The organism is Ideonella azotifigens, assembly GCF_006519715.1.
GTDB lineage: Bacteria > Pseudomonadota > Gammaproteobacteria > Burkholderiales > Burkholderiaceae_C > Ideonella > Ideonella azotifigens.
On record NZ_VIDT01000072.1, the window covers coordinates 1 to 14,163 of the forward strand.

15 protein-coding genes are annotated in these 14,163 nt (G+C 67.9%); 10 read left to right on the plus strand and 5 right to left on the minus strand.

Annotated elements, in window-relative coordinates:
- Both FKP22_RS07215 and FKP22_RS07220 read right to left on the minus strand, forming a co-directional pair.
- Positions 1 to 1,369: ligand-binding sensor domain-containing protein (locus FKP22_RS07215; RefSeq protein WP_310733310.1), on the minus strand; the 1,369-nt coding region annotated here is incomplete at its 3' end.
- 68 nt (positions 1,370 to 1,437) lie between these two features.
- Positions 1,438 to 2,565 (minus strand): ABC transporter substrate-binding protein, encoded by a 1,128-nt coding sequence (locus FKP22_RS07220; protein WP_141286589.1) that lies wholly within the window; start codon positions 2,563 to 2,565, stop codon positions 1,438 to 1,440.
- Between the two features lie 191 nt (positions 2,566 to 2,756).
- On the opposite strand from FKP22_RS07220, the gene FKP22_RS34350 reads away from it, so the two are divergent.
- The 4 genes from FKP22_RS34350 (at position 2,757) to FKP22_RS07240 (ending at position 5,365) form a co-directional block, all read left to right on the plus strand.
- The gene (locus tag FKP22_RS34350) at positions 2,757 to 3,389 is read left to right on the plus strand and encodes a DUF1653 domain-containing protein (RefSeq protein ID WP_170200790.1); all 633 of its coding nucleotides are present in this window, start codon (positions 2,757 to 2,759) and stop codon (positions 3,387 to 3,389) included.
- Positions 3,390 to 3,449: 60 nt separating this feature from the next.
- Positions 3,450 to 4,100, plus strand: a complete 651-nt coding sequence (locus FKP22_RS07230) for a glutathione S-transferase family protein (RefSeq protein WP_141286591.1) — start codon at positions 3,450 to 3,452, stop codon at positions 4,098 to 4,100.
- 207 nt (positions 4,101 to 4,307) lie between these two features.
- Positions 4,308 to 4,661 carry a hypothetical protein gene (locus tag FKP22_RS07235; protein ID WP_141286593.1) on the plus strand — a complete coding sequence of 118 codons (354 nt, stop codon included), beginning with the start codon at positions 4,308 to 4,310 and terminating at the stop codon, positions 4,659 to 4,661.
- The gene (locus FKP22_RS07240; protein WP_141286595.1) at positions 4,658 to 5,365 is read left to right on the plus strand and encodes a haloacid dehalogenase type II; all 708 of its coding nucleotides are present in this window, start codon (positions 4,658 to 4,660) and stop codon (positions 5,363 to 5,365) included. Before FKP22_RS07235 ends, FKP22_RS07240 begins: the two co-directional genes overlap by 4 nt.
- Positions 5,366 to 5,455: 90 nt before the next feature.
- Here FKP22_RS07240 and FKP22_RS07245 read toward each other — a convergent pair whose 3' ends face one another.
- Genes FKP22_RS07245 through FKP22_RS07255 form a run of 3 tightly spaced genes read right to left on the minus strand, consistent with a single transcriptional unit; the run spans position 5,456 to position 9,003 of the window.
- Complete coding sequence (locus FKP22_RS07245) at positions 5,456 to 6,475, minus strand: Bug family tripartite tricarboxylate transporter substrate binding protein (protein WP_231011491.1); 1,020 nt, start codon at positions 6,473 to 6,475, stop codon at positions 5,456 to 5,458.
- Positions 6,476 to 6,501: 26 nt separating this feature from the next.
- Positions 6,502 to 7,869 (minus strand): DUF1254 domain-containing protein, encoded by a 1,368-nt coding sequence (locus FKP22_RS07250; protein WP_141286597.1) that lies wholly within the window; start codon positions 7,867 to 7,869, stop codon positions 6,502 to 6,504.
- A gap of 24 nt (positions 7,870 to 7,893) precedes the next feature.
- Complete coding sequence (locus tag FKP22_RS07255; protein ID WP_231011490.1) at positions 7,894 to 9,003, minus strand: porin; 1,110 nt, start codon at positions 9,001 to 9,003, stop codon at positions 7,894 to 7,896.
- 161 nt (positions 9,004 to 9,164) lie between these two features.
- On the opposite strand from FKP22_RS07255, the gene FKP22_RS07260 reads away from it, so the two are divergent.
- From FKP22_RS07260 to FKP22_RS07285, 6 genes are all read left to right on the plus strand, one after another.
- Positions 9,165 to 9,932 (plus strand): Crp/Fnr family transcriptional regulator, encoded by a 768-nt coding sequence (locus FKP22_RS07260; protein WP_231011489.1) that lies wholly within the window; start codon positions 9,165 to 9,167, stop codon positions 9,930 to 9,932.
- A 66-nt stretch (positions 9,933 to 9,998) separates the two neighbouring features.
- On the plus strand, positions 9,999 to 10,667 hold the full coding sequence (ureE, locus tag FKP22_RS07265) for an urease accessory protein UreE (protein WP_141286599.1): 669 nt from the start codon (positions 9,999 to 10,001) through the stop codon (positions 10,665 to 10,667).
- Positions 10,645 to 11,370, plus strand: a complete 726-nt coding sequence (locus FKP22_RS07270) for an urease accessory protein UreF (protein WP_141286601.1) — start codon at positions 10,645 to 10,647, stop codon at positions 11,368 to 11,370. The genes ureE and FKP22_RS07270 overlap by 23 nt, the downstream gene beginning before the upstream one ends.
- A 164-nt stretch (positions 11,371 to 11,534) precedes the next feature.
- Positions 11,535 to 12,476, plus strand: a complete 942-nt coding sequence (locus tag FKP22_RS07275) for a peptidase associated/transthyretin-like domain-containing protein (protein ID WP_141286603.1) — start codon at positions 11,535 to 11,537, stop codon at positions 12,474 to 12,476.
- Positions 12,477 to 12,647: 171 nt separating this feature from the next.
- A complete protein-coding gene (ureG, locus tag FKP22_RS07280; protein ID WP_141286605.1) occupies positions 12,648 to 13,286 on the plus strand; it encodes an urease accessory protein UreG in 639 nt (212 codons plus the stop codon).
- A gap of 55 nt (positions 13,287 to 13,341) precedes the next feature.
- Positions 13,342 to 14,163, plus strand: an 822-nt coding sequence (locus FKP22_RS07285; RefSeq protein WP_141286607.1) for a cache domain-containing protein, incomplete at its 3' end; no start/stop codon positions are given.

The following is a 14,163-nucleotide window of genomic DNA, read 5'->3' on the forward strand; positions in this document are numbered from 1 at the left end:
CGCCTTGCGCGTCTGCCGCCAGGATCTGCACCGGGTTCTTCGGCGCGATGTCGGCCGGCGCGGCCACACGCTGCATGCGGCCGTCCACCAGGTGCCACAGGTCCGGAATGCCGCCGACCCAGGCTGTACCGTCAGGTGCCCGCACCGCTGCGCCGAACATGGTCTCGCCGGGCCGGTAGTCGCCCGGCAAGGCCTCGAAAGCACCCGTTGGCCACAGCCGTGCCGGCGGCTGGCCGATCGAGCCGGTCACCACCGAACCGTCGTCCAGTGGCGCCATCACACCCACCTCCAAGCCGTGAGCCAGAGGTGCCGGCACCGCGCGCGCCGGGCGGAAGCGGTCCAGTCCCTTGGCGGTGCCCACCCACAGGTTGCCGTCACGGTCCACGAAAGAGGCCGTGACGCGGTCGCCGGACAGGCCGTCCTGCGCATCGAAATGCTCGAAGCCGGAGGCAGGATCCTCGGGCCTGGCCAGGCGCAGCATGCCGCCATCGGACAGGAACAGCCAGATGCCGCCATCACGGTCGGCGCGCAGGCCGCCACCGTGATGGCCGATGGACCGTACCGGCAGCCGTGGCGCCGCGGCGCCATCGGCCAGCCGCAGCCGGTCGTCGCGATCCCACAGCCAGCGGCGGCCCTCGCGGTCGATCGACATGTCATTCACCTGGTCCATGCCGACGGCGCGTTCGAAACGCGACGCGCCCGGCCGGCGCAGGTCCCAGCGGCCGTTGGGCCCGTTCAGCCACAGGGTGCCGCCAGCGTCCTGCATCAGGTATTGGTAGAAGTGGCCGTCCAGCCCTTGTGCTGGGCCTACCTCGGACCAGCGGCCATCGGCCTGCAGTGCAAAAAGGCCCAGCGCCGTGGCCGCCCAGACCTGGCCGTCGCGGTCCTGCAGCAGGTGGAAGACCGTGCCGTTTGGCAAGCCGGCTTCGGTGCCGTACCAGTGTGCGCTGGCGGACGAAGCCGCAGGTGCAGCGTCCCAGCGCAGCACGCCGCCCAGCCTGAAGCCGATCCACAGGCTGCCGTCAGGTGCCAGCGTCAGGGTGCTGATGTTCTGGGCATGGCCCAGGCTGCTCCCGGCGGGGAACAGGTCGACCCGCTCGAACTTCAGCCCGTCGAAACGGAACAGGCCACTGGTCGTGCCCAGCCAGAGGAAACCGTCAGGCGTCTGCGTGATGCCGACGATCTCGGTCGGCGCGCCATCGCGCGCAAACCAGGCGCTGTGCTGCAGCTGGCCGAGCCGGCGGTCAGGCTCCAGCGCTGCACAGGGCGCGATCAGGCCAATGGCGAGGCAGCATGCCAGCAGGTGAGCGGCGATGCGGCTCGCGAAGCAGGTGTCGGCACCGGTACGGCAGGTTGGCAAATGGGACACGGCGGCCATTGTGGCGGCCCATCCCGTGCGCTGCCTGACACGGCCCTCAATTCAGGCACCCGCTTGGGTCAGTGCCGCACGCGGCCGTCCTCGGTCAGGATCGTCATGTCGACGAACTTCGAGCCATTGTGGCGCTGGGCCGAGAAGTTGACGAAGAAGCCGCCCAGGTCGAAGTCGTGCAGCGATTCGAGGCCGGCCACCAGGCTCTCGGCATGGATGGTATTGCCCGCGCGGCGCAGGCCCTCGACCATTGTTCGCGCAGCGACATACCCTTCCATGCCGCTGTAGCTCGGGTCCTTGCCCGGCAGGTGGGAGGCCTTGAGCCGGTCGAGGTATTCACCCGCCACCGGCGTGCGGGTCGAGAACGGGAAAGGCATGACCTGCGAGACGATCACGCCCTTCGCGGCCGAGCCCAACTCGTCGGCCAGTGCCTGCGTGCCGACAAACGAGAGGTTGTAGAAATTGCCGCCAAAGCCGGCCAGCCTGGCCGCACGGATGAAGGCCGCGCAGGACTTGTAGGCGCTGATCTGGATCACGCACTCGGGCGAGCCGGCCACCACGCTCTTCACCGCGGCGGCCACGTCGGTGGAGTTGCGCTCCACCGTGCCCAGCGACACCGGCGCCAGGCCCAGCGGCTTGAGCGCCGCCTGCACGCCCTGCAGGCCGGACTGACCGTAGCTGTCGTCCTGGTAGAACACGGCCACCCGCTTGATGCCCACTGCGGTGATCTGCTTGACGATCTCGGCGGCCTCGTCGAAGTAGGACGCCCGCACGTTGAACACGTAGCGGTTGAACGGCGTGCGCAGCGCCTCGGCGCCGGTGTAGGGCGCCACAAACGGCACTTTGGCCGCCGTGAACAAGGGCAGCGCGGCGAGCGAGGTGGGCGTGCCGACATAGCCGAACAGCGCAGTGACGCCTGCGCCGATCAGCGACCGGGTGTTGGCCGCACAGCGCTCGGGCTCGTAACCGTCGTCCATGCTGCGCAACTCGATCTTGCGCCCACCAATGCCGCCGCGCGCGTTCACCTGGTCGAACACCAGCATCGCCCCCTGCCGGAACGCCAGGCCGAGCTCGCTGGCAGGCCCGCTGAATGGGGCGGACTGTCCCAGCAGGATGGGCGCGCCATCGGCCAGCGCGGGCAGGCTGGCGGCACCGGACAGGGCGGCGAGATGGCAGAGAACGTGACGGCGATTCATGGCGTAAGGCAAGGCAGGACCGGGGAAGGACGGACATCTTGACGAGGAACAGCGCGCGGCGTTCACGCGGCTTCGTCAGGCGTCATGCATCGTTAAAAATGGCCGCGAGTATTTCACGCGCTTGGTGACTGCGAAGCGACACCCCTGGCTGGGCTACCCTGCCGATCCCAGCCGAAAACCAGAAGACCTGCATGAGCGAATCCGAAGCCCTGCCCGCCCTGCCCCAGCTTCAACTGGGCCGCTACCGCCACTACAAGGGCGGCGAATACGAGGTGGTCGGCGTGGCCCGCCACAGCGAGAGCCTGGAAGCGTTCGTGGTCTACCGGCCGCTCTACAACCAGACCGGCTGGTGGGTGCGCCCGTTCGAGATGTTCACCGGGGAGATCACCAGTGAGGGCCGCAGCCAGGCGCGCTTTGCGCCGGTGGACGCTGGCGCATCGGCATCCCCTCACGCCGCGCTGCGCGCCACACTGCAGGCCCTGGAAGCCGAGCTGCATCACCCAGGCGCACGCTGCTCACCATCGCGTCTGGAAGAACTGCTGCATGCCGACTTCCACGAAGTGGGCCGCTCCGGCCGCCCATACACCCGCGAGACGGTGCTGCAGTTCCTCGCCGGCCAGGCCCACTGGCCGGACGTGCTGGCCTGGGGCCACGCGGTCACGCCCCTGGGCCCGGACACGGCCTTGCTCACCTACCAGTCGGCCCACCGCGCGACTGGCGACACGCTGGTCAACGCCACACATCGCTCGTCCGTCTGGCGGCGCACGCAGCAGGGCTGGCAACTGCTGTATCACCAGGGAACGCCTGCAGCAGAAGGGCCTTGAACGCGCCGCTGGCCGAGGCCAACAATGCAGGCTCGCACCACCCACCCAAGGAGGAACGCCATGGCATTGACCGAATCAACCGACACGGAACTGGTCTTCTACACCCACCCCTGGTCCCGTGGCGGCATCGTTCGCTGGATGCTGGAGGAAGTCGGCACGCCCTACCGGCAACAGGTGCTGGGCTTCGGCCCGGCGATGAAGGACGCCAGCTACCTCGCGCTGAACCCGATGGGCAAGGTGCCCACCGTCGTGCACCGCGGCCAGGTCGTGACCGAATGCGCCGCCATTTGCGCCTACCTGGCGGATGCATTTCCCGAATCCGGCCTGGCGCCAGCCAACCCGGACCGTGCCGACTACTACCGCTGGCTGTTCTTCGCCGCCGGCCCGCTGGAAGCCGCCGTGACCAACCAGTCGCTGAAGGTAGACATCAGCCCCGAACAGCAACGCATGGTGGGCTATGGCACCTACGAACACACGCTGGACACCTTGGCGCGGGCGCTCAAGGGCAAGCGCTACATTGCCGGTGACCGTTTCAGCGCGGCAGACGTGTACGTCGGCTCCCATGTGATGTGGGGCATGGCCTTCAATGGCATTCCCAAGCGGCCCGAGTTCGAGGCCTACACGGCGGGCTTGAGCGAACGTCCTGCCTACCAAGCCGCCAAGGCCATAGACGCCGAGTTGGGCGAGAAGCTGGCGACGAACAAGGGTTGAAGCAGCGCAGCCCGGCAAACCCGCAGCTTCCGCGGGAGCATCCTCGCTCCCGCTCTATACCCGTCCTCAACACTGAGAACCGGCAGACCGGCAAGCCGCCGACAGCGATTTCCGCAGACGCATCCCGCTGAGTTGAAGGCGTCGGGCAAGATGTCGGCCTCCAGACTTGAAGCACCCAGCGATGCTCCGCGCATCGACTACCACGCCATGCCCTCGACCATCTACTGTTGGCGCTGCAGAATGGAAATCCCGATGCTCACGGAGGCGGAGTGGAACTCGGTGTCACCTCATCTGACGAATGCGTTCGAGCAGATCAAGCGATACCGAGAGACACATCAATGCTCGCTGGCGGAAGCCCAGGAGAAGGGTTTCGGCCAGCAAGCCCTCGCCGCCTATTCGCAGATCACCGGCTTTGAGGAAACCAACCCCAACGCGCTCTTCCATCATCGGCTCAGCATCTACGGACCACCTTGCCATGCCTGCGGAAAGCCTCTGCGCACACCGCAAGCCAGGTACTGTGCAATGTGCAGCGCCGAGCGCATTCCGGGACCCGAGACATGACACCCTTCTCCCAACCCAAAGTCCTCGCCTTCGACGTCTTCGGCACGGTGGTCGACTGGCACGGCGGCATCGTGCGCGAAGTCGAAGCGCTGGGCCTGGCGGTGGATGCCAATGCCTTTGCGCTGGCCTGGCGCGGGGGCTACCGGCCGGCGATGCAACGCGTGATGCGCGGTGAGCAAGGCTGGACGCGCATCGACGACCTGCACCGGCAGATCCTCGACGAAATCCTGCCCCGCTTCGGTCTCCAGGCCATGCCTGAAGAACAGCGCCATGCACTGAACTTTGCGTGGCACAGGCTGGATCCGTGGCCCGACGTGGTGGCCGGCCTGCAGCGCCTGAAGCAGCGCTTCATCCTCACCACGCTGTCGAACGGCAACCTCAGCCTGCTGGTGGACCTGGCCCGCCACGGCGGCGGCCTGCCCTGGGACTGCGTGCTCTCCGCCGAAACCTTCCAGCGCTACAAGCCAGATCCCGCGACCTACCTGGGCGTGGCCAGGCTGCTGGACGTTCAGCCCGCGCAGGTCATGCTGGTGGCAGCCCATCATGACGACCTCGCCGCCGCCCGCGCCTGCGGCCTGGGCACGGCCTACATCGAACGCCCCCTCGAATTCGGTGCGTCGCAGATCAAGGACGTGTCACCGCAGGACGGCAACGACCTTCATGCGCGCAGCTTTTTGCATCTGACCGAGCTGCTGGGCGCCTGATGCGCGGCGACGCCGTGCTCCGCCAGGCTCTCATCGTGCGGCAGCAACAAGGCAGCGCCGACCCCAGCGGGGCCCTATCAGCGCACGTCCTCAGTCCAGCACCACCCCCGTCTGCCGCACCAACTGGCCCCAGTCCTTCAGGTCTTGGCGGATGGTGGCGGCGAAGTCTTCCGGGGTGTTGGATTGCATCTCGTTGGTGTTCAGCTCGTTCATGCGCCGGCGGATGGCGGGATCCTGGATCAGCTGGTTCACGACCCGGTTGAGCTTGTGCACGATGGCGTCCGGCGTGCCGGCGGGAGCGAAAAGGCCGTACCAGGCATAGGTGGTGAACGGGTGGCCTGCTTCGTTCATCGTGGGCACATCCGGCATCAGCGGCAGCCGGGCCGGGCCGCTGTTGACCAGCGGGCGCAGCTTGCCCGCCTTGACGAGTTCCACCGTGGAGGTGGTGTCGGCAAATGCCGCGTTGACCTGGCCACCCAGCAGGTCCTGCACGCAAGGTGCGGTGCCTTTGTAGGGCACATGCGTCATCTGCAGTCCGGCCTGCCTGCTGAGGCTTTCCATCGCGAGATGGCCGCCGGAGCCTGCGCCCCAGGAGCAGTAGCTGAGCTGGCCAGGCCGGGCCTTGGCATAGGCAACAAAGTCCTGCAGCGTCTTGACCGGCATGTCGCTGCGCACCAGCAGCAGGTTGCCTCCCCTGCCGATCTGCACGACGGGCACGAAGTCGCGCAAGGTGTCGTACGGCAGCTTGCGGTAGAGGCTGGGGTTGACCACCATGGCCGCGGCGTAGGCGAACAGCAGCTTGTGACCATCCGGGGGCGCATGGGCCACCGCGTCAGCGCCGAGGATGCCATTGGCGCCGGGTTTGTTCTCGACCAACACCGGCTGCTTGAGCAGCTGCGCCAGCGCGGGTGCGAAGAGCCGGGCCACGGTGTCGGTGCCGCCTGCCGCCGCGGTGGGCACGATCAATGTGATCTGCCGCGTGGGGTAGCTCGTGGCGGCGTCATCGGCCGGTGCAGCGTGGCTGGCGGGTGCGAGCAGGCAAGGCCAGACCTGCAAAGCCAGGCGCCAGGGGGAAAAGCGGAACTTCAGGTGCATCGGGTGGGAGGGCATGGGACGCATCGCGTGCCCGCACCCTATCACCCCGCGACGATGCCCTCCTCGCGCTGCAGTGGCGGCAGCGGCGTGCGCGACTCCAGCACCGCGTCGCTGGGCAGGTAAAACCTCAGGCAGAGGTAGAAGCCATCGGCGGGCGCGGGCAGCCAGTTGGCGCGCGCGGAGGGCATGTCGAACTGGTCTTGCGGCGGCTCGTGCGAGAGTGTCAGTGTCAGACCACCGTCGGCGTCGTACTGCAGGCCGGGCGTGCGGTCGCCAATCGCATGGCGGTGCAGCACGTTGGGCACCAGCATGCCATCGGCGTTGCTGTAAAGCGTGAGCGACCAGAAGGCATAGACGCGTGGCAAGGTGCCTGGCTTGAAGCGCATGCGGTAGCGGTGGCTGCCGGTGAGGGGCCGGCCCTGCGAATCGTTCAGTGCCAGCGAGTAGGTGGCCTCGCGGCTCTCGAGCATGCCGATGTATTTCAAGGCGACCAGCGCGCGGAACTCATAGTCCTGCGCAAAGGTGTTGCCGATCAGCGGCATCTGCAGCCAGCCGGTCATGGTGCGACGGCCGTTCTCCAGCGTGCGCAGCCGCGTCAGCGCCTGGTCCAGCCCCTTCTGCAGCAACGCGAGCTGTTCGCCTTCCGGCACCGGCCAGCCTGGGCCCAGGCCCGCACTGGCCAGTGCGGCCTTGAGCCACGCATCGTCCTCGGGCGGCGGGTCGTCACGCAGCGCGCGGTTGACCTGGGTCGCAAACAGCGTGGCATCCAGCGCAGCGTTCGGGTCGCATTCGGGGTCGAAGGCCGTGGCCTCGCTGGGCCGGCCGGCCTCCCAGTCCGGCAGGCTGGAGAGACGGATCGCGTTCTGCAGCGCATGGGCCGCCGGCAGGTCGCGCTCGTCTTCCTCGACCAGCATCCGGCCCAGCAGCCAGACCCAGCGTGTCGGAGAGATCACATGCTCGTGGCGACCACGAAAGGCAGCCGGCACCTCGCCACGCCAGCCAGGCCCGGTGATCAGGAAGCTGCGCGCCTGGTTGCCGGTGAGGCGCTGGCCGAGGTGCGCAAACGGGTTGGTGAACATGTCCAGCAAGCCCATCACGTGGTAGCGGCCCGCCATGCCGGGCATGTCCAGCACCCAGGCGCCGTCCGCCAGGTCCAGCCAGGCGGTGGAATAGAGCGTGTCGTGATTGGGGGTGGGCACGCGGCTCTGGCCTGGCCGCATCAGCCGGCGGGCGTGCATGAAGCGATTGCACCAGCGCCGCGGTGGTGCCAGGGCTTCGCCGCCGGGCAGTCGCTGCGGCGAGGTCAGCGCGCGCATGCGGCACATCTCGTACACCGGATAGGCATAGAGCACGGCCTCTTCGGCCTGGTGCAGCAAGGCGTCGTCTGGCGTGGTTTGACTTTCTTTCATGGACTGCTCTGGTTCGGACGGTGCCTAGAAGCTGTGCCGCATGCCCAAGGCCACCACCTTGGTGTCTTCGTCGCTGCCGGGTGTGATGGCCACCTGCGCCATGCTGACCGACGAGCCACCGCGGTTGTTCAGCCCCAGTGCGCGGCCGTACAGCACGGTGCGCTTGCTGAGGTAGTAGTCCGCACCCAAGGTCATCACGATCTGGCCGCGCGGGCTGTCGTGCAGTTCCCGCCGGGCGACCTCGGCCAACAAGGTGGTGGTGGTCGCAATCGTCCAGCTGGTGCCGAGCGAGGTGATGCGGGCAGCCGGCACGCCGTCCAGGTTCGAGGTGTTGCGAACGAAGTTGGCCGTCAGCTGGAACTGCTCGTTGAACTTGTACGAGGCGCTGAAGGCCTGGTACTTGGACGTGGCAGGCGTGGGCACGGGCCTGGCGGCGGAGCCTTCGCGCGCGCGCTGAAGACCATAGCCGAGGTAGAAGGTGTCGGTGGCCCAGCCGATGCGGCCCCCGACCAAGTCCCCGCTGTGGCGGCTCTCGACCAGCGACTCGCCCGGTGCCCACGCAAGGTCCAGGATCAGCGGCGACTCGGCCGGGGTGCGGTAGCGCAGCATGTTGCTGCCGCGACCCGCAAACGGGTTCAGCCGCGTCTGGCCGTCAATGGCCGAAACCAGGTTCAGCGGCGAGAACACCACGTTCAGGCCAAACGGATCGGCCCGGTAGATGCCATAGAAGACGGGGGTGTACATGCGGCCCAGGTCGACCGAGCCCCAGCGGCCGGCGAGGCCCACATAGATCTGCCGCGTCCAGCCGAAATCAGGCCCGGGCACGGTACCCGTGCCGGTGTCGGCGTTGAAGCCACTCTCCATCAGAAAATTGGCACGCAGCCCATCCCCAAGATCTTCGGTGCCCTTGAAGTTGATGCGCGAGGCGATGTTGCCGCCATCGTCCACCCGGTACTGGGTGCGCGAGCCGGCCTTGGCCCAGGCCACGTACTGGTCCAGCGCGCCAGACACGGTGACGCTGCCAGCCCACACCGGTGAGGCCCAAGCAGCGCCCAGCAAGACCGCGCTGCCGAGCGACATGCGGGTCTTGAATAAGAAAGCATCGTGAGCGAGGATGCTGGCCTGATATTTCATGTTTTGGACTCCCTGCGGTGGACAGGCCCGGGTGCCAGCTGCACCGTGCCTGTCCTTGACAACGATAGGCCGCGGCCCTCGGCCAAATCTGTCAACCGATTGACAGAATGGGGAAGATCCGCGGCAATAGAACTTCTTCACACTGCCATCGCGCCGCGCCCTTGCCTACCCCTGATGACACCCCGAGCCCGTCCACCGAAGCCGATCAAGCCGATGGCGAGACGCTGCGCGACAACAGCCTGCTGATCCAGCGCGTGCTGCGCTGGACCGAGCTGTTTTCCGAATGGCCCTATCCTCGCATTGCCAACCTGATGCAGTCGGCACGGCTGGTGCGCCATGCGCGCGGTGCGCTGGTGCTGGGGCACGACATTGCGCGGCGCGAGTTGCTGGTGCTGGTCTCGGGCATGGTGGAGATCAGCCGCACCAATGCCGACGGCCGCAAGTACCTGCACAGCTTCATGTCACCCGGCCATGTGGCCCCGCTGGTGCGGCTGCTGGACGAAACCCCCCTGGGTTTCTACAACTACACGGCGCATGAGGAGTCGCAGGTCATCCACCTGCCGGCAGACGCTGTGATCGCCGAGCTGGACGCAGAGCCCAGGCTCTGGAAGGACGTCTCGCGCCTGGCGCTGCGGCGCCAGCGTGAAAGCCTGCAGAGCCTGCACCAGCAGGTGCTGGGTTCGCTGCGGGTGCGCCTGGCCGCCACGCTGGCCAGCCTGGCCGGCCAGACCGGCACACCGCTGCGCAGCGGCCAGAGTCTCAGCATCGGCCTGTCGCAAGGCGATCTGGCGACGATGCTGGGCGTCTCGCGCCAGACCATGAACAAGGAACTGCGCCAACTCGCCGACGAAGCCGTGGTCGCCGCCGTCTACAAGCGCATCATGATCCTCGATGCAGACAAACTCCGCGACATCGCCAGCAACGGCTGATCCAGCATTGCCACCCGGTACCATGTCGGCTTGATCCTGTTGTGCCCCGCCCAGGGAACCGCTGCCATGCTGACCATTCGCAAACTCATTTCCCGCGGCCAGGGCCTGGCCCCTGTGTTGCTCAAGCGCGCCGCCACGGTGGAGCTGGACTGGGATGTGCGGCAGAAGAGCCGCTTCGAGGCGCAGGATTCCACCGGCCGGCGGCTGGGCGTGTTCCTGGCGCGGGGCAGCGTGGTGCGCGGTGGCGACGTGCTGGTGGCCGAGGACGGCTCGCTGATTGCCGTCAAGGCCGCGCCACAGCCGGTGCTGGAAGTGCGCGCCTGCGCCGAGCACGGCAGCCCGTTCGATCTGATGCGGGCCGCCTACCACCTGGGCAACCGCCACGTGCAACTGGCGCTGCAGACCGATCACCTGCTGCTGGAGCCTGACCACGTGCTGGCCGACATGCTGCGGCAAATGCACTTGATCGTGCGGGAAACACAGACCGCCTTCGAGCCGGAGGCCGGTGCCTACGCGGCGGGTGGACATGCCCACGGTCATGCGCATGACGACCACGGCGCAGGCCATGATCACGGGCACGGGCACGGGCACGGGCACGGGCACGATCACGCGCCTGCCGCGGCCCCTGCGCCGGTGCGCGGCAAGCCGATTGGCATTGCCGTCGCCGCGGCACCGCACGTGCATGGCCCCGGTTGCGGCCACGACCACGGGCATGACCACGGCCACGATCACTGAGTCCGTGGCCTCTGCCGAAGCCCTGAGCCCGAGCGCGCTGCTGCAGCTGATGTGGCTGGCCTCGCCAGCGCTGCCGGTCGGTGGCTTCAGCTATTCGGAAGGACTGGAAGCGGCGATCGAAAGCGGGCTGGTGCGGGACGAGGTCTCGGCCGGCAACTGGTTGCTGGACCAGCTGAAGCTGGCGCTGTCGCGTGCCGACCTGGCCGTTGCCGCCGCCGCGCACGAGGCCTGGCAGCAGCACGACCTGGTGCGCGTCACCGCGCTGAACGACTGGGTGCGCCAGACCCGCGAAAGCAGTGAGATGCGGCTGCAGACCGAGCAAATGGGCCGTTCGCTGCAGCTCTGGCTGCTGCAGCGCCAGCCGCAGGACCCACGCGTGGTGGCGCTCGGCAGCCTGGCCCCTGCGCCGACCTGGCCGGTGGCCTTTGCACTGGCCGCGCTGCACACGGGCGCACCCCGCCGCGAGGCGCTGCTGGCGCATGCCTTTGGCTGGGCCGAGAACATGGTGCAGGCCGCGATCAAGTCCGTGCCGCTGGGCCAGAGCGCCGGCCAGCGCATGCTGGCGCGGCTGGTGGAGGCCTTGCCGGCAGTGATAGATGCCACGCTGCAGTTGCCCGAGGACCAGCGCCAGGCCTGCACGCCGATGCTGGCCATCCTCAGCGCCCAGCACGAGGCGCAGTACTCGCGGTTGTTCCGCTCCTGAGGCGCTCGCCAGGCCGCGCTGCGTGACGCAGCGCACGCGCGAGTTCCGGCTTACGCAACAGCAACAGAGCGGCAACCTGCGGCCGCGAGCATCCAGCTCAGCACATCGCCGAGGCACCCACTGCCCGCTGTGCCCACAAGCCGGTCCACCGGCGGAGAGCCCACATGCCATCCACTGCCCCGAACATTGCCGGCGCGCACGCAGCGCATGCCGACGAAGGCCTGCAACACGACCTGCGCCTGCTGGCCGCTGCGCAGTCCCTGCCGGCGACCCTGCCACGCGAGCTGCAACGCCGCCGCGCATTGCGCTGGCTGGCCGCAGGCAGCCTGGCACCGCTGGGCTCGCTGGCCATGGTGGCCTGCGGCGGCGGTGGCGACAGCAGCAGCACGACCACCGACACCAGCACGGACTCCGGCAGCAGCGGCAGTGGCAGCGGCACGACGACCACCACGACCGGCAGCTGCTCGGTGATCCCCGAAGAGACCGCCGGTCCCTACCCTGGCGATGGCTCGAACAGCGTCAACGGCAGCGTCGCCAACGCACTGCTGCTCAGCGGCATCGTGCGCAGCGACATCACGCCCAGCCTGGGCAGCAGCAGCGCGGTAGCCAGCGGCGTGCCGTTGACACTGACGTTGACGTTGGTCAACACCAACAGCAGTTGCGCCTCGCTGGCCGGCTACGCCGTCTACCTCTGGCACTGCGACCAGGGCGGTGACTACTCGCTCTACGCCAGCTCGCTGACCAATGTGAGCTACCTGCGCGGGGTGCAGGAAGCGAATGCCAGTGGCGAGGTAACCTTCACCACCATCTTCCCCGGCTGCTATTCGGGCCGCATGCCGCACATCCATTTCGAGGTCTATCCCAGCCTGGACGTGGCCACCTCGGCCACGCACAAGGTCAAGACCTCGCAGCTCAGCTTCCCGCTGGCCACGCTGAACACGGTCTACAGCGCCAGTGGCTATCAGGAAAGCGTCAGCAACCTGGCCAGCATCAGCTTTGCGACCGACAACGTCTTCAGCGACGGCACCACACTGCAGATCGCCGAGATCAGCGGCAGCAACAGCGCCGGCTACGTCGCATCGTTGACGGTGGGCATCGCGGCCTGAGGCCGGCCCGGCAGTTTCGCGCAGGCGGCGGTGCGGGCCGGCAGGTCCTCCCCCTCGCCTTTCGGCCGGCCGCCGCCTGCGCACCTCCTCGTTCTCGGGCCGCTTCGGCAGGCGCCGCGCATGTCATGATGAAGCCCTTGTTGTCTTCACCTGCATCGCCGGACCCGCACCATGACCCAGCTGCCCGCCCAACGCACCAAGACCTTGCCACCACTGCGCGTCGGCGTTGGCGGCCCGGTGGGCTCGGGCAAGACGACGCTGGTCGAAATGCTGTGCAAGACGATGCGCGACAAGTGGGACCTGGTCGTCGTCACCAACGACATCTACACCAAGGAAGACCAGCGCCTGCTCACCGTGGCCGGCGCGCTGGCACCCGAGCGCATCATGGGCGTGGAGACCGGCGGCTGCCCGCACACGGCCATCCGTGAAGACGCCTCGATCAACCTCGAAGCGGTGGACCGCATGCTGGCGCAGTTCCCGGACGCCGACATCGTCTTCATCGAGTCCGGCGGCGACAACCTGGCCGCCACCTTCAGCCCCGAACTGAGCGACCTGACGATCTACGTGATCGACGTCGCCGCGGGCGAGAAGATCCCGCGCAAGGGCGGCCCCGGCATCACCAAGAGCGACCTGTTTGTCATCAACAAGACCGACCTCGCGCCGCATGTGGGCGCGGACCTGTCGGTGATGGAGGCCGACACCCGGCGCATGCGGCCGAACCGACCCTTCGTGATGACCAACCTGAAGACCCGCGAGGGGCTGGCAGAAGTGGTGCGCTTCATCGAAACCAAGGGCTTGCTGAGCGACTGACAACCGCTTTGCCGCCGCCGCATCACCTCTTCGCTCACGCCAGCCTTCGCGCGCCTTGGGCAAGTTCGCCATCCTCCGCACGCTGAAGTTCCGCATCACCGCGATGGTGGTGACGATTGGCGTGCTCGCTGCGCTGGGCACGGCGCAACTGGTGCTTCAGGTCACACAGGCCGACCTGCGCCAGATGCTGCTCAATGCGGAGCGCGACAACCGCGAGCGCACCGCCGCGCTGCTGGGCAGCAAGCTGAACACCTTGCGCCAGGTGCTGACCCGCGTGGCCCAGCACAGCAGCAGCGTCGACTGGCGAGACAGCGGCGCGCTGGCGCAACTGCTGATGGGCGAAACCGCACTGGCCAGCCTGTTCGACGGGGCCTTTGCGGTGGCGCCAAGCGGCAGGATGCTGGCCCGCGTCGACCAGAAGGCAGGCAGCACCCAGGACCTGCCCAACGTGGGCGACCGCGACTACTTCCATGCCGCCATGCACAGCGACCAGCCGGTGGTTTCCGCGCCGCTGCGCAGCCGCACGCTGAATGCGCCCCTGCTGGTCATTGCCGCCCCGGTGCTGGACGCCCAGGGCCGGCACCTGGGCCTGCTGGCCGGCGGCCTGCTGCTCGAATCGAGCAGCCTGTTTGCGCAGCTCAACATCAAGGCCAGCACCGATGGCTTGATCGACCTGGTGATGGACAAGCAAGGCCGCATCCTGGCCCACCCGGACAGTGGTCGCCTGCTCGGCCTGGCGGTAGACGAGCCCGGCCTGCGCGAAGTCGTCGCCCGCTGGCAGGCGGAAGGCAGCCCGGCCGAGCCCGAGGGCCGGGCCGAGTGGTCCGAGGGCTACCTGGTGGCCATGGCCGGCATTCCGCTGTCGGACTGGGTGCAT

Excerpts from the sequence above, each read along its gene's own strand:
- FKP22_RS07230 (WP_141286591.1), top strand. The coding sequence starts at position 3,450 with ATGGCATTGACCGAATCAACCGACACGGAACTGGTCTTCTACACCCAC.
- FKP22_RS07270 (WP_141286601.1), top strand. The coding sequence starts at position 10,645 with ATGACCACGGCCACGATCACTGAGTCCGTGGCCTCTGCCGAAGCCCTG.
- ureE (WP_141286599.1), top strand. The coding sequence starts at position 9,999 with ATGCTGACCATTCGCAAACTCATTTCCCGCGGCCAGGGCCTGGCCCCT.
- ureG (WP_141286605.1), top strand. The coding sequence starts at position 12,648 with ATGACCCAGCTGCCCGCCCAACGCACCAAGACCTTGCCACCACTGCGC.
- FKP22_RS34350 (WP_170200790.1), top strand. The coding sequence starts at position 2,757 with ATGAGCGAATCCGAAGCCCTGCCCGCCCTGCCCCAGCTTCAACTGGGC.
- FKP22_RS07275 (WP_141286603.1), top strand. The coding sequence starts at position 11,535 with ATGCCATCCACTGCCCCGAACATTGCCGGCGCGCACGCAGCGCATGCC.
- FKP22_RS07240 (WP_141286595.1), top strand. The coding sequence starts at position 4,658 with ATGACACCCTTCTCCCAACCCAAAGTCCTCGCCTTCGACGTCTTCGGC.
- FKP22_RS07250 (WP_141286597.1), bottom strand. The coding sequence starts at position 7,869 with ATGAAAGAAAGTCAAACCACGCCAGACGACGCCTTGCTGCACCAGGCC.
- FKP22_RS07220 (WP_141286589.1), bottom strand. The coding sequence starts at position 2,565 with ATGAATCGCCGTCACGTTCTCTGCCATCTCGCCGCCCTGTCCGGTGCC.
- FKP22_RS07245 (WP_231011491.1), bottom strand. The coding sequence starts at position 6,475 with ATGCCCTCCCACCCGATGCACCTGAAGTTCCGCTTTTCCCCCTGGCGC.
- FKP22_RS07255 (WP_231011490.1), bottom strand. The coding sequence starts at position 9,003 with ATGAAATATCAGGCCAGCATCCTCGCTCACGATGCTTTCTTATTCAAG.
- FKP22_RS07235 (WP_141286593.1), top strand. The coding sequence starts at position 4,308 with ATGCCCTCGACCATCTACTGTTGGCGCTGCAGAATGGAAATCCCGATG.